Annotated in this window: 18 protein-coding genes and 1 pseudogene; 7 read left to right on the top strand and 12 right to left on the bottom strand. The window is 68.3% G+C overall.

Annotated elements, in window-relative coordinates; genetic code table 11:
- Nucleotides 1-86 precede the first annotated feature (86 nt).
- From C6V83_RS03445 to C6V83_RS03435, 3 genes are all read right to left on the bottom strand, one after another.
- The gene (locus C6V83_RS03445) at nucleotides 87-467 is read right to left on the bottom strand and encodes a PPOX class F420-dependent oxidoreductase (RefSeq protein WP_105941214.1); all 381 of its coding nucleotides are present in this window, start codon (nucleotides 465-467) and stop codon (nucleotides 87-89) included.
- 128 nt (nucleotides 468-595) lie between these two features.
- Nucleotides 596-3,148 (bottom strand): ATP-dependent chaperone ClpB, encoded by a 2,553-nt coding sequence (gene clpB / locus C6V83_RS03440; RefSeq protein WP_105941213.1) that lies wholly within the window; start codon nucleotides 3,146-3,148, stop codon nucleotides 596-598.
- A gap of 202 nt (nucleotides 3,149-3,350) precedes the next feature.
- Nucleotides 3,351-5,042: a 2-isopropylmalate synthase gene (locus tag C6V83_RS03435; RefSeq protein ID WP_199832627.1), complete on the bottom strand. Its 1,692-nt coding sequence runs from the start codon at nucleotides 5,040-5,042 to the stop codon at nucleotides 3,351-3,353.
- A 274-nt stretch (nucleotides 5,043-5,316) separates the two neighbouring features.
- On the opposite strand from C6V83_RS03435, the gene C6V83_RS03430 reads away from it, so the two are divergent.
- The 6 genes from C6V83_RS03430 (at nucleotide 5,317) to C6V83_RS03405 (ending at nucleotide 8,968) form a co-directional block, all read left to right on the top strand.
- Nucleotides 5,317-5,985 carry a FadR/GntR family transcriptional regulator gene (locus tag C6V83_RS03430; protein WP_105941211.1) on the top strand — a complete coding sequence of 223 codons (669 nt, stop codon included), beginning with the start codon at nucleotides 5,317-5,319 and terminating at the stop codon, nucleotides 5,983-5,985.
- Nucleotides 5,982-6,794, top strand: a complete 813-nt coding sequence (locus C6V83_RS03425; RefSeq protein WP_105941210.1) for an ABC transporter ATP-binding protein — start codon at nucleotides 5,982-5,984, stop codon at nucleotides 6,792-6,794. Before C6V83_RS03430 ends, C6V83_RS03425 begins: the two co-directional genes overlap by 4 nt.
- Before the next feature lie 55 nt (nucleotides 6,795-6,849).
- A complete protein-coding gene (locus C6V83_RS03420) occupies nucleotides 6,850-7,239 on the top strand; it encodes a superoxide dismutase (protein ID WP_105941209.1) in 390 nt (129 codons plus the stop codon).
- A gap of 36 nt (nucleotides 7,240-7,275) precedes the next feature.
- Nucleotides 7,276-7,779 carry a flavin reductase family protein gene (locus tag C6V83_RS03415; RefSeq protein ID WP_234353842.1) on the top strand — a complete coding sequence of 168 codons (504 nt, stop codon included), beginning with the start codon at nucleotides 7,276-7,278 and terminating at the stop codon, nucleotides 7,777-7,779.
- A 34-nt stretch (nucleotides 7,780-7,813) separates the two neighbouring features.
- Nucleotides 7,814-8,299 carry a redox-sensitive transcriptional activator SoxR gene (gene soxR, locus C6V83_RS03410; RefSeq protein ID WP_105941208.1) on the top strand — a complete coding sequence of 162 codons (486 nt, stop codon included), beginning with the start codon at nucleotides 7,814-7,816 and terminating at the stop codon, nucleotides 8,297-8,299.
- A gap of 93 nt (nucleotides 8,300-8,392) precedes the next feature.
- Nucleotides 8,393-8,968, top strand: a complete 576-nt coding sequence (locus C6V83_RS03405) for a dihydrofolate reductase family protein (RefSeq protein ID WP_105941207.1) — start codon at nucleotides 8,393-8,395, stop codon at nucleotides 8,966-8,968.
- 52 nt (nucleotides 8,969-9,020) lie between these two features.
- Here the strand turns inward: C6V83_RS03405 and C6V83_RS03400 are convergent, their stop codons facing one another.
- From C6V83_RS03400 to C6V83_RS03370, 7 genes are all read right to left on the bottom strand, one after another.
- The gene (locus C6V83_RS03400; protein WP_105941206.1) at nucleotides 9,021-9,770 is read right to left on the bottom strand and encodes a hypothetical protein; all 750 of its coding nucleotides are present in this window, start codon (nucleotides 9,768-9,770) and stop codon (nucleotides 9,021-9,023) included.
- A gap of 97 nt (nucleotides 9,771-9,867) precedes the next feature.
- Nucleotides 9,868-11,193, bottom strand: a complete 1,326-nt coding sequence (locus C6V83_RS03395; RefSeq protein WP_105941205.1) for a cytosine permease — start codon at nucleotides 11,191-11,193, stop codon at nucleotides 9,868-9,870.
- A gap of 306 nt (nucleotides 11,194-11,499) precedes the next feature.
- Nucleotides 11,500-11,811, bottom strand: coding sequence for a metal-sensitive transcriptional regulator (locus C6V83_RS03390; RefSeq protein WP_105941204.1), 312 nt, complete (start codon nucleotides 11,809-11,811; stop codon nucleotides 11,500-11,502).
- A 450-nt stretch (nucleotides 11,812-12,261) separates the two neighbouring features.
- Complete coding sequence (locus C6V83_RS03385) at nucleotides 12,262-14,556, bottom strand: heavy metal translocating P-type ATPase (protein WP_105941203.1); 2,295 nt, start codon at nucleotides 14,554-14,556, stop codon at nucleotides 12,262-12,264.
- Nucleotides 14,557-14,592: 36 nt separating this feature from the next.
- A complete protein-coding gene (locus tag C6V83_RS03380; RefSeq protein ID WP_105941202.1) occupies nucleotides 14,593-15,525 on the bottom strand; it encodes a heavy metal-binding domain-containing protein in 933 nt (310 codons plus the stop codon).
- Complete coding sequence (locus C6V83_RS03375; RefSeq protein WP_105941201.1) at nucleotides 15,525-15,734, bottom strand: heavy-metal-associated domain-containing protein; 210 nt, start codon at nucleotides 15,732-15,734, stop codon at nucleotides 15,525-15,527. The genes C6V83_RS03380 and C6V83_RS03375 overlap by 1 nt, the downstream gene beginning before the upstream one ends.
- A gap of 848 nt (nucleotides 15,735-16,582) precedes the next feature.
- A complete protein-coding gene (locus C6V83_RS03370) occupies nucleotides 16,583-17,173 on the bottom strand; it encodes a cysteine hydrolase family protein (RefSeq protein ID WP_105941200.1) in 591 nt (196 codons plus the stop codon).
- Nucleotides 17,174-17,285: 112 nt separating this feature from the next.
- Here C6V83_RS03370 and C6V83_RS03365 point away from each other — a divergent pair.
- A pseudogene (locus C6V83_RS03365) lies at nucleotides 17,286-18,155 on the top strand (LLM class flavin-dependent oxidoreductase).
- A gap of 25 nt (nucleotides 18,156-18,180) precedes the next feature.
- Here the strand turns inward: C6V83_RS03365 and C6V83_RS03360 are convergent.
- Entirely contained in the window at nucleotides 18,181-19,203 is a 1,023-nt protein-coding gene (locus C6V83_RS03360) for a CNNM domain-containing protein (RefSeq protein WP_105941199.1), read from the bottom strand.
- Nucleotides 19,200-20,582, bottom strand: coding sequence for a hemolysin family protein (locus tag C6V83_RS03355; RefSeq protein WP_105941198.1), 1,383 nt, complete (start codon nucleotides 20,580-20,582; stop codon nucleotides 19,200-19,202). Before C6V83_RS03355 ends, C6V83_RS03360 begins: the two co-directional genes overlap by 4 nt.
- Nucleotides 20,583-20,652: the final 70 nt, after the last annotated feature.

Genomic DNA, 20,652 nt, shown 5'->3' with positions numbered 1-20,652 from the left:
AATAAGGAAGACGCCGCGCCCTGACAACCCCCGGATGCGAGAAGGCGCCTCCCGGGCAGGAGGCGCCTTCTCGGCGGGCATCGGTCTCAGACCACGTCGCGCACCCGGATGCCGACGGTGCCGCTGGCGCCGCGACGCACGCGTGAGCCGAGCACCGTGAGGCGTCCGATCAGGCCGTACTTGCGCTCGATCGCCCGCGCGGCGACCTGGCCGTCGATCACCTCGCCGATGCCCGCGACCTGCGGGCCGCTGACGGTCTTGCCGCGCGCATCGCAGGCCTGGACGAGCACGTTGTTGTTGCGCCGCAGCCGCTTGACCTTCCACGAGTCGGTGACGGTCCACAGGAGCAGATCCTCCCCGTCGCGGGCGGCCCACAGCGGCGAGGCCACCGCGGTGCCGTCCTTCTTGTACGTGGTGAGCATGACGTACTTGGCTTCGGCGATCTGCGCGACGGTCGGGGAGGTCATAGCTCCAGGGTAGTGCGTGATGTTGTCCCTACCGTGGCGTAGAAGGCTGGCTCCGAGAATCCACGTCGACCTCACCTGCCGATTCACCCTCAGAGGTGCAGAAGTACGTCACGGTAGGGACAACGCTGTCAACTGAGCGTGAGCGAGTCGGTGGCATCGTCGACGTCGACGTGCACCGTGTCGCCGTCGCGGATCTCACCGGCCAGCAGCTTCTTGGCGAGCTGGTCGCCGATGGCCTGCTGCACCAGCCGGCGCAGCGGACGCGCACCGTAGAGCGGGTCGTAGCCGCGCTCACCGAGCCATTCCTTCGCCTCGGTCGTCACGTCGAGCGTCAGGCGGCGCTGGGCCAACCGGTCGGCGAGGTTCTTCAGCTGGATGTCGACGATCGCGACCAGCTGCTCCGGGCTCAGCGCCTCGAAGATCAGCACGTCGTCGAGCCGATTGATGAACTCCGGCTTGAACGCCGCCCGCACCGCCGCCATCACCTGATCGCGATCACCGCCGGCGCCCAGGTTGGACGTCAGGATGAGGATGGTGTTGCGGAAGTCCACGGTGCGGCCCTGGCCGTCGGTCAGCCGCCCCTCGTCGAGCACCTGCAGGAGCACGTCGAAGACGTCCGGGTGAGCCTTCTCGACCTCGTCGAACAGCACCACCGAGTACGGGCGGCGACGGACGGCTTCGGTCAGCTGTCCGCCGGCCTCGTAGCCGACGTAGCCGGGAGGCGCACCGACGAGCCTTGCAACGCTGTGCTTCTCGCCGTACTCGCTCATGTCGATCCGGATGATCGCGTGCTCGTCGTCGAACAGGAACTCCGCGAGCGACTTGGCCAGCTCGGTCTTGCCGGTACCGGTCGGGCCGAGGAACAGGAACGAGCCGGTGGGCCGGTTCGGGTCGGCGACTCCGGCCCGGGCGCGGCGCACCGCGTCGGACACGGCGACGATGGCCTCTTCCTGGCCGATGACGCGCTGACCGATGTGCGACTCCATGCGGAGCAGCTTCTCGGTCTCGCCCTCGAGCATCTTGCCCGCGGGCACGCCGGTCCATGCGGAGACCACCTCGGCGACGTCGTCGGGGCCGACCTCCTCCTGCAGCATCACGTCCTCGTCCGGGTCGGTGCCGGTCTTCTCGATCGCGGCCTGCAGATCCTTCTCGAGGGCCGGGATCTTGCCGTAGCGGAGTTCGGCGGCCTTGCCCAGATCACCGTCGCGCTCGGCCCGATCGGCCTCGCCGCGCAGGTTCTCCAGCTCCTCCTTCAGATCGCGCACCGCGTTGATGACGTTCTTCTCGGACTGCCAGCGCGCGGTCAGCTCGTTGAGCTTCTCGCGGTCGTCGGCGAGCTCCTTGCGCAGCTTCTCCAGGCGGTCCTTCGACGCGGCGTCGGTCTCCTTCTGCAGCGCGAGCTCCTCCACCTCGAGGCGGCGGACCGTGCGCTCGATCTCGTCGATCTCGATCGGGCGGGAGTCGATCTCCATGCGCAGGCGCGAGGCGGCCTCGTCGACCAGGTCGATCGCCTTGTCCGGCAGGAACCGAGCGGTGATGTACCGATCCGAGAGGGTCGCGGCGGCGACCAGCGCGGAGTCGGTGATGCGCACGCCGTGGTGCACCTCGTAGCGCTCCTTGAGGCCGCGCAGGATGCCGATGGTGTCCTCGACCGAGGGCTCCCCCACGTACACCTGCTGGAAGCGGCGCTCCAGGGCGGCGTCCTTCTCGATGTACTGGCGGTACTCCTCGAGCGTGGTAGCACCGACCAGGCGCAGCTCGCCGCGAGCGAGGAGCGGCTTGATCATGTTACCGGCGTCCATCGCCGAGTCGCCGGTCGCGCCGGCGCCGACGATGGTGTGCAACTCGTCGATGAAGGTGATGATCTGGCCGTCGGCGGCCTTGATCTCGTCGAGCACGGCCTTGAGGCGCTCCTCGAACTCGCCGCGGTACTTGGCGCCGGCGACCATCGCGCCGAGGTCCAGCGAGATGACGGTCTTGTCCCGGAGCGACTCCGGGACGTCGCCCTCGACGACACGCTGGGCCAGGCCCTCGACGATCGCCGTCTTGCCGACGCCGGGCTCGCCGATGAGGACCGGGTTGTTCTTGGTCCGGCGGCTGAGCACCTGCACCACGCGGCGGATCTCGCTGTCGCGGCCGATCACCGGATCGAGCTCGCCCGCGCGGGCGCGCTTGGTCAGGTCGGTGGAGTACTTCTCCAGCGACTGGTAGGTGTCCTCAGGATTCTCGCTGGTCACCCGGGCAGTGCCGCGCACGGCCTGGAAGGCATCGCGCAGCGCCTCCGGACCCGCACCGGCCCCCGCGAGGAGCTTGGCGGTGTCGGAGTCGCCGGTGGCCAGACCGACCATCAGGTGTTCGGTGGAGACGTACTCGTCGTTCAGTTCGGTCGCGAGGTTCTGCGCCGCCGTGATGGCCGCGATCGACTCGCGGCTCAGTTGCGGCTGCGCGCTCGTGCTGGAGACGACGGGCGCGCGGCTCACGAGGTTCTTCGCCTCGGCGAGGATCCGCGCGGGATCGACGCCGACCGCCTTGAGCAGCGGCTTGGCGATGCCGTCGGACTGCTCGAGCAGTGCGACGAGGATATGGGCCGGCCGCACGTCGGGGTTGCCCGCGGCAGCGGCGTCTTGGACGGCAGCCTGCAGTGCAGCCTGCGTCTTGGTCGTGGGGGTGAAGCTGTCCACAGCGTTCGCCTTTCTGTCGTCAAGCCTTGGGTGCTCCGGAGGCCTTTCCGGGACCTGAGTCTATTGAGGCCGGACTGACCTCTCGTGTAGTTCCAACACACCCAGAGTTGAGTCTGTTCCGCTAAATTTTGCGGATCGAGGTGATGTCAGACACATCGCGACGCTGCCGCGGGCGCGCGGCATCAACAAGACCCGAACGACCTCACATGACGCGGGTCGCGTTGACGGCGGCGATCACCGCATCCATACTCGCGGCCAGTACAGACCCTCCCCGACCGGCGGCCCATGCCGCTCCTCCGGGATGCCGGTACTCGACCAGCGTCAGTGCTTCGGCGTCGTTACCGGAGCCGACGCTCTGCTGGTGCAGGTCGAGGACGTCGACCTCGATCCCGCACGAGCGCAGCGCCGTTCCGAGGGCCTCGACCGGGCCCATCTCGTCGTACGCGCCGGATCGGCTCTCGCCGTCGATCCGCAACTCGACATACGTGCGCGAGCAGCCTTCCGTCTCCGTCGACTCGATGCGCGCCAGTTCCACTCCCGAACACTCCGCCCGAGTGAAGTAGGCGCCCTGGAAGATGTCCCACAACTCCGCGGCGGTGACCTCGGCCCCGGTCGTGTCGGTGTGTCGCTGCACCTGGCGGGCGAAGTCGATCTGCAGCCTCCGCGGCAGCTCGATCCCGTACTCGGATTCCAGCAGATAGGCGATTCCGCCCTTGCCGGACTGCGAGTTCACTCGGATCACCGCGTCGTAGTCGCGTCCGAGATCGGCCGGATCGATCGGCAAGTACGGCACCCTCCACGGAATCTCGCTTTCGGACAGGCCCGTCGCCCGTGCACGAGCACGATGTTCCGCGAAACCCTTCTTGATCGCGTCCTGGTGCGTGCCGCTGAACGCGGTGTGCACCAGGTCTCCCACGTACGGGTGCCGAGCATGCACCTCGATCCGGTTGCAGTACTCGACTGTGCGGCGGATCTCGTCGATGTCGGAGAAGTCGATCATCGGGTCGATGCCCTGGGCGTGCAGATTCAGCGCCAGAGTCGCGATGTCGACGTTGCCCGTGCGCTCGCCGTTGCCGAAGATGCAGCCCTCGACCCGCTGTGCGCCGGCGAGCACGGCGAGTTCGGCGCACGCGATGCCGGTCCCGCGGTCGTTGTGCGGATGCACCGACAGGATCACGCTCTCCCGGCGGGCGAGATTCTTGTGCATGTACTCGATCTGGTCCGCGTACACGTTCGGGGTCGCGATCTCGACCGTGGCCGGCAGATTGAGGATCACCGGCCGTTCCGGCGTCGCCTCCCACAGGGTCGTCATGGCGTTGCAGACGTCGATGACGTAATCCGGTTCGGTCAGGTTGAACACCTCGGGGCTGAACTCGAATCGCACGTTCGGCAGCGCGCCGGCGAACTCCAGCATGTCGCGACCGCCGGCGAGGATCAGGTCCTTGAGCGAAGCCTGGTCGCATCCCAGCACCGTGGCCCGCCACATCGGCGCGGTGGCGGTGTACATGTGGATCACCACGGGGTTGGTGATGCCCTGGATCGAGGCGACCGTGCGCTCGATGAGGTCGCGGCGAGCGGGGGTGAAGACGACGATGGTCACGTCCTGCGGCGCGATGTCGCCCTCCGCGATGAGCCGCACAAAGTCGTAATCCGTCTGCGACGCCGACGGGTATCCGACTTCGATCTCCTTGTAGCCCATCGCCACCATCAACTCGAAGAAGCGGCGCTTGCGGGCGGGGTCCATCGGTTCGGCGAGGGCCTGGTTTCCATCGCGCAGATCCACCGGCACCCACAGCGGAGCTGCGGTCAGACGACGGTTCGGCCATTCCCGCTCCACGTCGGCGAGGGCCACATCGACGCGGGCGTAGACGTCGGCGTATCGGTGCGAGGGCATCTGGGAGGTCCGCTGCCGGTTCCACGTCGGAGCGTCGCCGGGCACCGGGCCGGCGGGCGTGGAGATGTGCGAGAACGTCGTGGGGTTCATGCTTGTCGATTCCTTCGATCGGTGAGTCAGGGGCGACCGGCAGAAGACGTCGACTCCACGACGGGAGCCGGTCTGGCTACACCCCGCCGTGGCGGCGAAGAAGAAGGAACTCGACATGGAACATGCTCAGACCCTAACATGAGTCCTCAGACAAGCTGAGTAGCGGCACAGGAGGGAGAGCAGTGTGGCACAGGTGACGCGGAGGCCGCTGGCCGACCAGGCCGCCGAACTGCTGCTGGAGCGGATCCGAGCAGGCGAGTGGGCCCTCGGCGAGAAGCTGCCCGGCGAGACCACACTCGCCCCGCAGCTGGGAGTGGGGCGTTCGACGGTGCGCGAGGCGATCCGGCAGCTCGCCGGTCGAGGGGTGCTCGCGACACGTCAGGGCGCCGGGGTCTTCGTGACCGCTCTCGACGTTCCCGAGGACTGGGACACAGTCCTGCGCCGGGCCGACATCGCCGCAGTGATCGAGGCGCGCATCGGCATCGAGACCGAGGCCGCCGGCCTCGCCGCTGTCCGGCGCACGCCCGCCGACCTCCGCGCGATCCGCCGCGCGCTCGCCGTCCGCGCTGAGCGTCGGTCCGAAGTCGAGGCTCTCGTCGACTCGGACACCGGGTTCCACCGCACCGTCGTCGCGGCAGCGCACAATCCCCTGCTGCTCGAGCTCTTCGACGGCTTCACCCCACGACTGCGGCAAGCGATGATCGACATGCTCCGCATCCGGAAGCCACACGACGACGACGCCGATCACCGCGCGCACGTCGACCTCGTCGAAGCGATCGCCGACGGCGACCACACCGCCGCGGCCCTGCTCAGTCGCACCCACCTGCTCGCCCTGAAGGAAGGACTCCGATGATCGCGTCCGAGGTGCTCCGACTGGACGGCATCGACGTCGTTCGCGACTCTCGGCCGATCCTCGCCGAGGTCGACCTGACCATTCACACCGGCGAACATTGGACGCTCATCGGCCCGAACGGCGCAGGCAAGAGCACGATTCTGAGTCTATGCGGAGCCGTGCAGCACCCGACGCGGGGCACGGTGCACGTGCTGGGCCGGCAACTCGGCCGGGTCGAGATCCGCAGACTGCGCGAGTCCATCGGACACGTCAACCCCCGCCACCCGCTTCGCTCGCCGCTCACCGTGCGGGAGGTGGTGCTCACCGGCGCGACCGGTACCACCGATCTGATGATGCGGTGGGACGGCGACGCGGAGACCGCAGCCCGCGCCGACCAGCTCATCGAGATGCTCGGCCTCGGCGATCTTCGCGGCGCCACGTGGCCGACGATGTCGCAAGGCGAGCGAGGCCGTGCCCTCATCGCCCGCGCCCTCCTGCCCGATCCGCCACTGTTGCTGCTCGACGAGCCGTCCACCGGACTGGACGTCGCCGGGCGCGAGCACCTCATCGAGACGCTCGACACCCTCCACCGCACCAAGCCGGACCTGGCCACGGTGCTCGTCACCCACCACCTCGAGGAACTCCCCGAGTCCACGACGCACGCCGCACTGATCCGCGCCGGCCGGCTGGTCGCGGCCGGCGAGGCGCGCGACGTACTCACGACCCGACTGGTCAGCGAGACCTTCGACTACCCGATCGACGTCGAGCACCAGGATGGTCGCTGGAGCGCGCGGGCGGGGGGACGCGTGACAACACTCACTCGCGGTTGACCTCAAGTTGACTTGAGGTTTTAGCGTGGCGGGCACAGACATCGAAAGGACCGCCATGACCGTCTACACCCTGCCCGAGCTCTCCTACGACTACGGGGCCCTCGACCCGCACATCTCCGGCACCATCATGGAGCTGCACCACGCCAAACACCACGCCGCGTACGTCGCCGGCGTCAACACCGCCCTGGAGAAGCTCGAGACGGCCCGCGAGAGCGGCGACTACAGCGCCGTCGCGGGCCTGGAGAAGAATCTCGCGTTCCACCTGGGCGGCCACATCAACCATTCGATCTTCTGGAAGAACCTCTCGCCCGACGGCGGGGACAAGCCGACCGGCTACCGCAACGTCAAAGCCGACTATGTGAAGGCCTTCTGGAACGTCGCGAATTGGGCTGACGCGCAGGAACGGTTCGCCGCCGCGACCACCGGTGGACAGATTCTCCTCTGACTCGACGCTGTTCCCGCCCCGACAGGAGGAGAATCCGTGACCACCACGGCCATCACCGCCGCCCCGCTGTACGACAGTTTCGCGCTGCACGGCAGCAGCGTCAGCCTCGTCACCGTGTACGACGACGACCACCGCTTCTTCGTCGCCGGCTCGGTGCTGACGGCGTCGGTGGACCCGTTCGCGCTCGCCGTCTCGGTCGGGCGCACCCGCGCGGCACTCCCGGCGATGCTGTCGGGTCGCGCATGGGCGCTCTCGATCCTCGCGGCGCAGCACCTTCCACTGGTGCGCGCGCTGACCGGTTCGACGAGACCAGAGGAGCGGCGAGCGGCGTTGACCGCTGCCGGGGCGGCCGAATCACCGGAGGGGCCACTCGTGCTCCCCGACGCGCTCACCACCTTCTGGTGCCGCACGTCGTCGTCGACCACCGTCCACGATCAGGAACTGGTCGTCGGCGACGTGCTCCGCGCGACGACACCGAACGACGACGAGCCGCTGCTGCGCTGGAATCACCGTTTTCACACCGCATCGGCGCTGGAGTGAGGCCCCGATCACCGGAATCTGGGAGGCTTGGCCGATGTCGCCCGAGCACGAACCCACCGAACTGCTGTCCATCGGGGAGATGAGCCGTCGCACCGGCGTGGCCGTGTCGGCCCTACGCTACTACGAGGAACTCGGCCTGATCGCCTCGGTCCGCAACAGCGGGAACCAGCGCCGGTTTCCCCGGTACATGCTGCGCCGGGTCTCGCTGATCGCGGTCGCGAAGAATCTCGGCATCCCGCTCGACGACGTCCGGGAGGCCTTCGTCCACGTGCCGCTCGACCGGACGCCCACCCATGAAGACTGGCAGCGGGCATCGCGGGCATGGAAGGCGAAGCTCGAGGAGCGCCGCCGGCGGCTCGAGCGGCTCGAACACGAGCTCACCGGCTGTATCGGATGCGGCTGCCTGTCCATGAAGGCCTGTCCGGTCCTCAACCCCGAGGACGAGCTGGCCGCCACCGGCGCCGGCCCCCGCCGGCTCGACGACGATCCGCCAGGCGCCGATCACCTCGATCGGATCTGAGTACCGGACCACAAATGCGTAGACAGGACGCGCCGCGGCGGGGAGGGTGACAGGCGGAACCCACATCGCCACCCGCACCGAAGGAGCACCCCTATGCGAAATCTCGTCTATTACATCGGTGCGACGATCGACGGATACATCGCCGGCCCGGGCGGAGCGGTCGACTTCATCCCCGTCACGGCCGACCTCGTCGACTGGATCAGGTCCGCACTCCCGGAGACCATTCCGACGCACTTGCGCGGGCACCTCGGGTTCGACGACGTCCCCGCCGAACGGTTCGACACGGTCGTCATGGGGCGCGCGACCTTCGAGCCCTCGCTGTCCGTGCCGACGACGCGACCGTACGCTCATCTGCGCCAATACGTGGTCTCCACCACGCTGCAGCTCGACGACCCCGAAGTCACCGTCGTCGCCGAAGACCCGGTGGAGCTGATCCGCGCTCTCAAGAGCGAGGAGTCCGACAGGGACATCTGGCTGTGCGGCGGCGGCGCCCTCGCCGGCACCGTGGCCGAGGAGATCGACGAGCTGATCCTCAAGACCTATCCGCTGATCGCCGGCTCCGGGATCCCGCTGTTCTCCGGACCGTTCGAGCCGAGGTCGTTCACTTGTGTCGCTCACCAAAACCTCAGCGGCGGAACCCAGATCAGCCGGTACATCCGGCAGCGATGACCTCGGCGATCGGTCCGCGCCGACGTGCCGCCGCGGCCTCGGAATCAGAGCGTCAGAACGAGAGCAGCCGCGTGTAGGCGATCGACCATTCGTCGACGCGGAGCACCACACTCACCGACTCCGGGGCCACGCGCACGTCGACGATGCGCACGCCGTCGCCCAGAGCCGTCGGCACCGGGATCGCCGGGATCCGCTGCACCCGGCGGCGCAGCAGGCTCTCGCCCCAGCCGGCCGCGGTGGGCCGCAACTCCACCCGCCCGTCGACCACCGCCACGTCGACGTCGACCCACCCGCGGCGGGACCGCTCTCCCGTCGGCCGCAGACGCGCTCGCTGCTCCCCGAGCGGCTCGACGTCGACTTGCCCGAGGTGACGCTGCAACAGCAGCTGCACCTGGTCCCAGTCCGTCTCCACGACGACGTCCACCGGTGCGGCCACCAGGGTCGGATTGAGGCTGAGTCGGGTGTGGACGTAGCGGGGGTGCACCGCGACCCGCGTGGCCGACATTCCCTCGAACTCGACGTCCCCGGCGGTGAACGCCACCTCGTCGGCTTGCCCGAGAGCGGCACCGATCGGATCGAAGCGGGTGTCCAGACCGGTGACCGTGAAGGTCAGCGGACTGCCGCCGAGTCTGGTCTCGATCCGTTTGCCTACCAGCCGCGGGGTGAGGACGTCGAACAGGGGCTCGATCGGAAGGCGCGCGCCGAGGCGTCGCGCCGTGCCGTACCCGGGGATGGCGGGGATGGTCGAACCGAGTTCCTGCCACCAGCCCGCCGGGCTCGTGTACCAGGGTTGATCAGCCACTGCTCTCCGCACACCTCGTCCCGCACCGCCTGTCTCCCCAAGCTACGCCGGAGTCCGACGAGGAGGTAGCCGCGGGCCAGGTTCAGATGCCGGCGGATCAGCTGCGGTGCGGGATCAAGTGCAGGTGCGGCTTCTTGTGATGCGGGTCGATCTGCCCGGCCTCGATCTCGTGCTCCTTGATCACGCGCTTGAGTCCCGCGCCGTAGACGATGGCCGCCAGATAGAAGCCGACCAGCATGCCGAGGGCCGCGTAGGCGAGTCCGCCGTGCGGCAAGAAGCCGCGATCGAACACCTGCAGAGCCCACAGCAGCACCGATGCGACGATGCCGAACGCCGCCGAGAACAGACCCCACTTCACCGACAGACCGTCGGCGTACAGCAGGGAGGTCACGTCGGTCTTCCGCTTGATGTACTGATCGACCAGGATCACGTTGAGCCACGGCCCGATCCAGACGCCGAGGACCATCACGAATCCCTCGTAGTTGGCGGCGAGGTCGCCCAGCGCGGCCCAACCGAGGAAGAATGCCAACACCGTCATGACCAGCTGCCCGGCCAGTACGCTCGCCTGCGGACTGAGTCCGAGTTTCGGGAACCGGAAGACGTTACGCGCCGATTTCAGCGTGACGATGCTGCCGGCGATCGGGCTGACGATCAGGCCGATCAACACCAGCACCTTCAGCCATTCCGGCAGAAACGAGGTGAAGTCTGCGGTCGGGTTGTCGGTGCTCTTGTCGCCGACGACCACTCCGGCGACCGCGCCGACGCTCATCAGGAACATCGTCGCAGCGAACAGGCCGAGGGCCGCGAAAACACCCGACCGCTTGGCCGACGACGCCTTCGGATGCACGGCACTGTAGTCGGTCGCGTACGGACTCCAGCCGATCGAGTAGGCCCAGGCGATGCATGCGACGACGACGATCGCGATGAGACCGTTGATGTCCCACGGCGAGCCCGGGTCCGTCGCTGGATCGACTTCGACGAAGGCGAAGACGCCGGCGATCACCAAGAGCACGCTCACCGCCGGGTAGAGGTACCTCTTGATCGCCCGGTAGCTGATCCCGGTCTGCGCGAGAACGAACTGCACGACGACCACGATGAGCAGGGCCCACACCGTCGAGAAGTCGAACAGCGCAGCGATGGCGAGTGCGGCCACGAGCGAGTTGACGATGAACCAGCCGTAGGCGCTGATCACCGACATCACCGTGGTGACGATCAGGTTGCCCTTCTTGCCGAAGGCGGTCCGGCCCAGCTCGAGTTGCGGCACCCGCAGACGAACGCCGGTCGCGGTGAGCACGCCGTGGGTGAACGCGCCGAAGGCAGTACCCAGGAACAATCCGATGAGTGCCTGAAGCAGGCTCACGTCCATGAAGTAGACGACGATCAACCCGATCCAGATCGCGCCGAACTCGATGTGGGGAGTCACCAGCCAGGGTCCAGAAGAACCACCAGGACTTCTGCTCCTGGGCTGCCTCGTCCTGCGAGAGCCCCGCCCGCTTGTCGAACGATTCGTACCCCAGAACCCGGAATCCGGCCGGTGTCGGCTCGTCCACGACAGCATTCGTCACAGCACTCTGTCCTATCGCTCGTGCCGGAATCGATCGCTCCTGGCGCAGATCCTGCCTCGCCGAACACGCTTTGCGCGCTGATCACGCCGCTGACGGTACAGATTGAGACTGCCTCGGCACGATCGTCCGACCGGCAGACGCGACGGCCCGGCCGCTTCGGCTTATCAGGACCGCACGAGCCGGTTGATCGCGGCCGTCGCCTCCTCGATCTTCGCGATGGCCTCGTCGTCGCCGAGCTTCGCGGCGTCGAGCACGCAGTGCTTCAAGTGGTCGTCGAGAAGCCCCGTCGCGACGCCCTGCACGGCGCGGGTGAGCGCGCTGATCTGTGTCAGAATGTCGATGCAGTATTTGTCCTCGTCGATCATCTTCGCGATGCCGCGCGCCTGCCCCTCGATGCGCCGCATGCGCTTGAGGTACTGCTCTTTCTGGTCGTCGTAGCCGCGCGGATGGTGCGCGTGCGAATGGTCCTCAGTCATGATCGTGTCCTCGTGCTCCTCGTGATTCTGTACAGGTTGATTTCGACTCATTCTGTACAGGTTGATTTCGACTCGCTTCGCTCGCTCAATCATCGAAGGGCAAACCCCCCGCTCCGGGGGAACACCCCACTTCGACGATCGAGCCACTTCGACGATCGAGCAGCCAACCCCACTTCGATGATTGAGCGAGCGCAGCGAGTCGAAATCCTCTCCCACCCGACGACCGAGCAGCCAACCCACTCCGATGATCGAGGGGGCAAACCCCACTTCGATGATTGAGCGAGCGCAGCGAGTCGAAATCCTCTCCCACCCGACGACCGAGCAGCCAACCCACTTCGACGATCGAGGGGCAACCCCGCTCCGATGATTGAGCGAGCGCAGCGAGTCGAAATCCTCTCCCACTTCGACGATTGAGCGAGCGCAGCGAGTCGAGATCACCAACCCCCTCGATCATCGGGTGACACTCTGAAATCCTCGCAGCCGGAGGCTGTTGCCGACGACGAAGACACTCGAGAACGCCATCGCCGCACCGGCCAGCATCGGGTTGAGCATGCCGAGCGCCGCCACCGGAATCGCCGCCGTGTTGTAGGCGAAGGCCCAGAACAGGTTCGTCTTGATGGTGCTGAGCGTCTTGCGCGACAACCGGATCGCGTCGACGGCGCTGCGCAGATCGCCCCGCACCAGAGTGATGTCGGCGGCCTCGATGGCCACATCGGTTCCGGTGCCCATCGCCAGGCCGAGGTCCGCCTGGGCCAGCGCCGGCGCGTCGTTCACCCCGTCGCCCACCATCGCGACCACCTTGCCCTCGCTCTGCAACCGGGCGACCACGTCGACCTTCTCCGCGGGCAGCACCTCGGCGATCACGCGCTCGATCCCCACCTCGGCAGCGATCTGCCGGGCGACGTCCTCGTTGTCGCCGGTCAGCAGGACCGGCGTCAGCCCGAGCTCTTTCAGTTCGGAGATGGCCTGTGCGCTGGTCGGTTTCACGGTGTCCGCGACGACGAGGACGCCACGCGCCCGACCGTCCCAGCCGACGGCGACGACGGTCTTGCCCTCGCGCTCGGCGGCAGCCTTGGCGTCGGACACCTCAGGCGAAAGATGCTGGGACCAGTCCGCCAGCAGGCTCTCGCGTCCGACCACCACGGCGTGGCCGTCGACGATGCCCTGCACCCCCTTGCCTTCGACGTTCGCGAAGTCCTCCGGGTCCGGCAACGTCCCGGCTTCCTCACCGGCACCCTTGGCGATCGCTTGCGCGATCGGATGCTCGGAAGCGTTCTCCAGCGCGCCCGCCAGCCGCAGCAGCTCGATCCGGTCCACGCCCTCCTCCGCGATCACGCCGACGAGCGTCATCTTGCCGCTGGTGACCGTGCCGGTCTTGTCCAGCACGACGGTGTCGATCCGGCGAGTGGACTCCAGCACTTCCGGTCCCTTGATCAACACGCCCATCTGGGCACCTCGGCCGGTCCCGACCAGCAGCGCGGTCGGCGTGGCCAGCCCGAGTGCGCACGGGCAGGCGATCACCAGGACCGCGACCGCGGCGGTGAACGCGGCCGCCGCCGGGAACCCGGCACCGAGCCAGGCGCCCAGCGTCACTCCGGCGATGACGATGACGATCGGCACGAAGACCCCGGAGATCCGGTCAGCCAGCCGTTGCACCTCGGCTTTTCCGGTCTGCGCATCCTCGACCAGCTTCGCCATCTGTGCGAGCTGCGTGTCCGAACCGACCCGGGTGGCGCGCACTACCAGGCGGCCCCCGGCGTTGACTGTCGCACCGGTCACCGCATCGCCCTCGGCCACCTCGACGGGCACCGACTCGCCGGTCAGCATCGACTCGTCCACCGCGGAACTGCCGGACACGACGACGCCGTCGGTGGCGATCTTCTCGCCCGGCCGGACCACGAACTCGTCGCCGACTGTCAGCTCGTCGATCCCGATCTTCACCTCTGCCCGTTCGCCGCCGGGAGTCGCCGGTCCGCGCAGCACCGCGACGTCCTTCGCACCGAGCTCGAGCAGGGCCCGCAGGGCGGCGCCGGCCTGACGCTTGGATCGCTTCTCGAAGTATCGCCCGGCCAGGATGAACATCGTGACACCGGCGCCCACCTCCAGATAGATGTTTCCCGCACCGTCCGACGGGGCGATCGTGAACTCGAACGGATGGGTCATGCCGGGCGTCCCCGCGGTCCCGAAGAAGAGGGCGTACACCGACCACGCGAATGCCGTCAGGGTGCCCATCGAGATCAGGGTGTCCATCGTCGCGGTGCCCTGCTTGAGATTCGCCCAGGCCGCGCGGTGGAAAGGCCAGGCGCCCCAGAGGATCACCGGCGAGGCCAGCGCCAGCGACAACCACTGCCAGTACTCGAACTGCAGCGCCGGGATCATCGCCATGGCGATCACCGGCACGGTGAGGACCACCGCGCCGATCAGGCGCTGCCGCAGCGAGATCAGTTCGGCGTCCTCTGGCTCGTCGTCCTCGCCGGACGAGGCCGCGGGCTTCTTCGCGACGGGCAGCGTCGCCGAGTACCCGGCCTTACGGACCTCGCCGACCAGCAGCTCGGGGTCGTAGCCCTCGGGCACGGTCACCTTGGCCTTCTCGGTGGCGTAGTTGACCGTCGCCGAGACGCCGTCGAGCTTGTTCAGCTTGCGCTCGATCCGATTGGCGCACGACGCGCACGTCATCCCGCCGATCTCCAGCTCTACTCCCGTCGTGGGCACCGAGGCGCCCTCAGTCGGCGCGGAGGTACTCATCGCAGGTACCCGCCCTTCCTACTTCTCATGGCCTTCCTACTTCTCATGGTCGTGTTCGTGCGCGCCGTGTGCGTCGAGCACGAACTGCGCGGTATGGACGGCGCCGTCTGCCTGGAAGTCCAGGTACAACAGGTACCGGCCTTCCGTCGGAGCGGCGGCGGCGAACTTCAGGTCGGGCCCGGCGGTCTGCCCCTCCGCCGGCTCCGCGCCGTCGGCGTGGACGTGCAGGTAGGCCAGATCGCCCTGCCGCAGCGCGACCAGATGCCCGTAGGCGCCGAGGTACGGCTGCAACTCGGTGACCGGCCGGCCGTCGCGGGCGACGGTGAGGGTGAGGGTCTGTGCCGATCCGGCGACCAGGTCACCGTCGACCGTCACGGTGAATCCGTCCACCTCCGCGGTGCGGACCGGTCGCGCGGGCACCGGCTCGAAGGCTCCGCCGCCCACCTCGACCAGCTGCGACAGCGTGATCCCCGACGCGCCGTCGCCGGCGGGGACGAAGTCCGCGTACACGCGATACGCGCCCGCGGCCTCCCAGCGCCACGGCAGCGACCACGTTCCGCTGTTCCGATCGAGTTCCGGGTGGACGTGCCGGAACTGCGTTCCGTCGGTGCGGACGACGATCAGGTGCAGTTCCTTGCCGTGCTCGACGGCGTAGTCGGTGACCGGCACGCCCCCGCGGTCGAGAATCTGGAAGCTCAGCCGCCCGTCGGCGCCCAGTGTGGTGGGCGCCTCGACCGTCGACAGCATGAAACCGCCGGACTCCAGCGAGAGTCCGTCGGCTGCGTGACCGTCGTGCGAGTCGGTTCCCTCGTCGTGCGCGGCGTCGTCGTGCGCACCGTGCTCGGCGGCCCGCTCGTTCCAGCTGTCGACGGTGGTCTGCGGGACCACCGCCCGGGCGATGCCGAACGCCGCCGCGAAGGCGACCACCAGGCCCAGGCCGTAGACCACCAGGCGGGTTCCGGCCTTCATCAGACTCGGACCGCCGTGTAGCCGGCCTCCTCGACGGCGGACAGCACGGCGGCGTCGTCGACAGGCTGGTCGGCGGTGACCACCAGCGTGCCCGTCTGGGCGCTGACCTGGATGCCCTGGACTCCGGTGATCTCGCCGACCTCTTCGCGGACCGAGGCCTCGCAGTGCCCGCAGGTCATTCCGGTCACCTTGTACTCGCTGCTCGCCATGACTTTCCTCCTCCTCGACATACCCCTATGGGGTACCTACGAGTCCAAGGTATACCCCTGGTGGGTATGGCGCAAGGATGCGGCGAGATCGGCGCCCGGCTTCTGGCGGAGCGCCCGCACCTACGAGGGCACGATGCCCTGTCGATCTCGGCCCGCTTCACCCACGTCCGCAACGCCTCGGCATGCACCCCCCTGGTCGGCGGATCCGCTTGATCGCACCGACCTTCGACGCCGGACCCCGGCGAGCCTCCACCGCTAACCGAGTGGCACGCGGTCACGCGTAGTAGGTGTAGATGAACACGGCTAGGACCAGAGCGAGTGCTCCGTATCCGATTGCGAAGCTCCTGATCCTCGCCGCGGTGCGGCCCGGACGCCGCCAGGTCGCCGATACTAGAACGGCAGCTGCACAGGCCGGGGCGAGTGCCGGTAGCCACCACGTCCAGGCTTCGGGATATCGGCTGATTCCGACCAGCGCCCCGAGAGCCTCCCGAAGGAGCGTGTACGAGACATAGGCGACCACGACTCCGGCGACTAGAAATGAGGCACGATAGCGCCTCTCTACCAGCTTAGACCGCAGATCTTCCATTGTTTGCCATCCTGCTGATAGACGCCCTGCAGTGAGTAGGCTTCCCCGGATCGCCGGACTGCTTTCTCGTACCGAAGTCGGACGTCGGCAGTGACATCTCCCCGCAACTCCTTGGCATTGGACACTGCGGCGACTCTACCTCTCCAGCGTTCGGCGACATCTCTCATGGCCTGGCGGTTGAATTCCGCTACCTCACTTGCCTGCAGGTCGGTCTCCAATTCGCCGCAGGGGTCATCGACAGCTTCTGGCGGAGCGCCCGCACCTACGAGGGCACGGCGGCCGCGTCGGGCACGACGATGCCGAACAGATCGTCGATGGCCGCGAGGCTCGCCGCTTGCAGCGCGGCAGCGCCGACGCCGCCCGCGCCCGGAAGGCTGCGCGTGGCGGTCGCCGCGGCGACAACGGTCGGCGCGTAGCCGAGGCTGAACGCCCCGCGAGCCGTGGAGTTGACGCACATGTGCGTCATGAAGCCGGCGAGGACGAGGTTCCGCGTGCCGAGGGCCGTCAATTGCTCGTCGAGACCGGTCCCCACGAAGGAGTTCGGGAAGTTCTTCACGATCACCGGCTCACCGTCGCGCGGGGCGACCTTCGCGGCGATCTGCCCGATCTCCGCGCGTACGTCGTACGGACTGCCCTCACCGGCGTCGTGCATGATGTGCACCACCGGTACGCCGAGGCCCCGCGCTCTGTCGAGCAGTTCGGCACCGGAGTCGAGCGCCTCCTGCACCCCTTCCAGCTCCATGATCCCGCGCGTGTAGGTGTTCTGACAGTCGATCATGACGAGCGCGGAGTCGCGCAACGGCGCCGGCTCGGCCGGCAGGCCCATCAGTCCGCGCAAGGTGGTCTGTCCCATGTCATCTCCTTTGATGTGGTGTGGTGCAGCGCACACTATCCCCGGGGCGGTTGCATCCGGGTTGCGCGGCCGCGGCCCGCGCCGACCGGTGAGTCTGAAGTACGTTCGGACCATGCGTTACGGGATCTGCCTGCTGCCGGACATGCCGTGGACCGTGGCGAAACCGCTCTGGCAACGCGCCGAAGAGCTGGGCTTCGACCACGCGTGGACCTACGACCACCTCGTCTGGGGCGGACTTCCGGACGCACGCTGGTTCTCGTGCCTGCCGACGCTCACCGCAGCCGCCTCAGTCACCTCGACGCTGGGGATCGGCAGCTTCGTCCTCTCCCCGAACTTCCGGCACCCGGTGGCGTTGTCCCGCGAACTGCAGACCCTCGCCGACATCTCCGGCGGGCGGCTGCTCGCCGGACTGGGCGTCGGCGGCAGCCCGGACGACGGGATCCTCGGGCAGCCCGGGCTGACCGTCCGGGAGCGAGTGAACCGCTTCCAGGAGTTCGTCCGTCTCCTGGATCTGACTCTGACCGACGACCATGTGACGTTCGACGGCGACTACTACTCTGCGCGCGACATGCGTCTGGCCGGCGGTCCGGTCCGCCCACGACTGCCTCTTCTGCTCGCCGGGGACGGCCCGCGCCAGATCCGGTTCGCCGCGCGAAAGGGCGACGGCTGGGTGACCCAGGGCGGCCGCGGCGCCGACACCCTCGACGAATGGTTCGCACGCGCTCAGCACTCCTAGGAGCTCATGGCCGCCACCGCGCAGGAGGCCGGGAGAGCCCGTGTTCCGGACTCCTATCTGAGTCTGGACAGCGCCCCGGTACGGGCCCTGAGCAGTGTCGACGCCTTCGACGAGCTGACCGGGCGGGCCGCCGATCTCGGCTACACCGACGTGATCGTGCACTGGCCGCGCAGCACCGAGCCCTACCTGGGGGATTCCGCGATCCTCGACCGACTCGCCGAACGCGGCCTGCACCCGCCGGTCTGATCCCGGGCCGCCCGCGGGGCCGGGTTCACAACCTGAGCTCGGCGCCGTGCGGAAGCACCCGGCGCAGCAGGTCCGACGACGTCACCACACCCGCGAAGACGCCGCCTCGGGTCACGACGGCGAACGGCTCGCCGCGGGTCCGCATACCGGTCAGCGCCTCGTAGGCCGGCGTCTGCGCATCCAGTACGAAGGGCTCGCGCAGGACCTCCGTCACGGGCCGGTCGCCGGGTTCGGTCAGCACGTCCCGGACGTGCACCACGCCGGGCACCGCGCCCGAGCGCTCGACCAGGACCCGCAGGTGCCCCGACTCCGCCGCGACGTCACGGAGCTGTTCCACGGTCGCGGCCTCCGGCACCGCGGTCGCCCGCGGCGGGCCGGACGGCAACAGCTCGGCGAGCCGCAGTCCCTGCAAGTCGAGCACCTGGGCGAGCTGGGTCCGGAACGAGTCGTCGAGCGTTCCCACCGCCGCCGAATGCTCCACCACCTGGCGGATGGTGTCGATGTCCTGGCCGCCGAGCGCCTGCCGGTCCGCGGGTACGAAGCCGCTGGCCGCCACCAGCTTGTTCGCGATGCGATTGATCCACAGCAGCAGCGGACGGAGTAGCCAGGCCAGCATGCGCGACGGGATGCCGATCAGGTTGGCGGCGAGCTCCGGATGCGCGATGGCCCACGATTTGGGCGTCATCTCGCCGATCACCAGATGCAGAAAGGTAACGATCAGCAGCGCCAGCCCGAAGGCCGCGGCGTCGGCGAGCCAGGCGGGCAGCCCCCAGCCGGAGAGGACCGGTGCGAGCCACGAGTCGACGGCAGGTTTCGTCACCGCGCCCAGCGCGAAGGTGCAGGCGGTGATGCCCAGCTGGGCCACCGCGAGCATCATGGTCAGCTCGTTGACTCCGCGCAGTGCCGCACGCGCCGATCGGCGCGTGCGGGCCTGTTGCTCCAGTCGTTGCGGGCGCGCAGCGAGCAGGGAGAACTCGATGATCACGAAGAACGCGCTCAGAACGATGAGCACGACGGTCGCGATGATCACGAAGGCGGGTGAGCTCATCGTCGCACCTCCTTCTCAGGCTCGGCGTCGTCCGCTTCGACCAGCTCCACGCGCAGTTCGCTCGGGACGTGTCTGTCCACCGCCAGCGTCTCCACCTCGAGCCGGCGCCGCACCGGATGGTGGTGCACCAGGTCGGCCGGATCGTCCGGAAGGTCCACCCGCACGCGCTGCCCGATCTCCGGGAAGTCGCCCGCGACCGCGATCACCAGCCCGGCGACGGTCTCGTAGTCACCCGTCGGGAGGCGGTGTCCGACGACCCGTTCCACCTCGTCGAGATGCATGCCGCCCTCCATGCGCCACACGCGCTCGCGTTCGGCGACGACGTCCGCTGCGGGACCGTCGTCGTGCTCGTCGGTGAGCTCACCGACCAGTTCTTCGGCGATGTCCTCGGTGGTGAGGATCCCGGCGAAACCTCCGTACTCGTCGATGGCGCAGGCCAGCTGAGCACGGTCGGCGCGCATCTGCTCCAGCGCGTCGGGCAGCGGCATCAGCGTGGGCACCACCACGGGTTTGCGCATGATGGTGGTGACCGGCGCGCTGTCGGGCTCGCGGCTGCGCAGCAGGTCGATCAGGGCCACGGTGCCGACGGGTTCGCCCGTCGCGTCCACGACCGGGTACCGGCTGTGCGCGTGCGACATCCGTTCACGCAGCTCGGCGAGCGTGCAGTCCCGGCGCACCGTGTCGACCTGGGAACGCGGTTTCATCGCGTGCTCGACGTCCTCGTCCGGGAAGTCGAGCACCCGGTCGATCAGGATCGCCAGGTCCGCGGGCAGGTGACCGCTGTCCCGCGAGTCGGCGACCGCGCGCTTCAGATCGTCCGGCGAGGCGCTCGAGTCGACGTCGTGCACCGGCTCCACCCGCAGCAGCTTCAGCAGCAGATTGGCCGCCACGTCGAAGATCTTGATGAGCCACCCGAACAACGCCAGGTAGATCAGCGTCGACCGGGACAGTCCGAGGGCGAGCGGTTCCGGGGCGGCGATGGCGAGGTTCTTCGGATACAGCTCGCCGAAGATCATCTGCACGACGGTCGCCAGCACCAGAGCGCCGACCGTTCCGACCGAGATGCTCACCGCCGGCGGCACGTTGACCCCGCCGAGCAGGACCCCCAGTGAGGCGCCGATCAGCGGCTCGGCCACGTAGCCCACCAGCAGACCGGTCACCGTGATGCCCAGTTGCGCACCCGACAGCATGAACGACGTCCGGCGCGTCACGGCCAGCGCCCGCTTCGCCGCGGCATCGCCTTCTTCGGCCCGAGCCGCGAGGCGCGCACGGTCGACGGACATGTACGCGAACTCCTGGGCGACGAAGTAGCCGCCCACCGCGATGATGAGAATCGTGAGGACGATGCCGAGAAGCAGCGTCAGGCTCGCCGAGACCAAGGCCGTCTCACCGCCTCACCGGTGTCCGGCCGTTCCCCCGCGGGAATCGGGTGTGTCTTGTACCGGCAAC

This window comes from Gordonia iterans, from assembly GCF_002993285.1.
Classification (GTDB): domain Bacteria; phylum Actinomycetota; class Actinomycetes; order Mycobacteriales; family Mycobacteriaceae; genus Gordonia; species Gordonia iterans.
Note: the sequence above shows the minus strand (reverse complement) of the source record. Positions and strands in the feature narration are given on the sequence as shown.

Bases quoted from the DNA above. Each gene is read 5' to 3' on its own strand.
- C6V83_RS03445 (WP_105941214.1), bottom strand. From the start codon at position 467: ATGACCTCCCCGACCGTCGCGCAGATCGCCGAAGCCAAGTACGTCATG.
- C6V83_RS03435 (WP_199832627.1), bottom strand. From the start codon at position 5,042: ATGCCCTCGCACCGATACGCCGACGTCTACGCCCGCGTCGATGTGGCC.
- C6V83_RS03425 (WP_105941210.1), top strand. From the start codon at position 5,982: ATGATCGCGTCCGAGGTGCTCCGACTGGACGGCATCGACGTCGTTCGC.
- C6V83_RS03420 (WP_105941209.1), top strand. From the start codon at position 6,850: ATGACCGTCTACACCCTGCCCGAGCTCTCCTACGACTACGGGGCCCTC.
- soxR (WP_105941208.1), top strand. From the start codon at position 7,814: ATGTCGCCCGAGCACGAACCCACCGAACTGCTGTCCATCGGGGAGATG.
- C6V83_RS03405 (WP_105941207.1), top strand. From the start codon at position 8,393: ATGCGAAATCTCGTCTATTACATCGGTGCGACGATCGACGGATACATC.
- C6V83_RS03390 (WP_105941204.1), bottom strand. From the start codon at position 11,811: ATGACTGAGGACCATTCGCACGCGCACCATCCGCGCGGCTACGACGAC.
- C6V83_RS03385 (WP_105941203.1), bottom strand. From the start codon at position 14,556: ATGAGTACCTCCGCGCCGACTGAGGGCGCCTCGGTGCCCACGACGGGA.
- C6V83_RS03380 (WP_105941202.1), bottom strand. From the start codon at position 15,525: ATGAAGGCCGGAACCCGCCTGGTGGTCTACGGCCTGGGCCTGGTGGTC.
- C6V83_RS03375 (WP_105941201.1), bottom strand. From the start codon at position 15,734: ATGGCGAGCAGCGAGTACAAGGTGACCGGAATGACCTGCGGGCACTGC.
- C6V83_RS03370 (WP_105941200.1), bottom strand. From the start codon at position 17,173: ATGGGACAGACCACCTTGCGCGGACTGATGGGCCTGCCGGCCGAGCCG.
- C6V83_RS03360 (WP_105941199.1), bottom strand. From the start codon at position 19,203: ATGAGCTCACCCGCCTTCGTGATCATCGCGACCGTCGTGCTCATCGTT.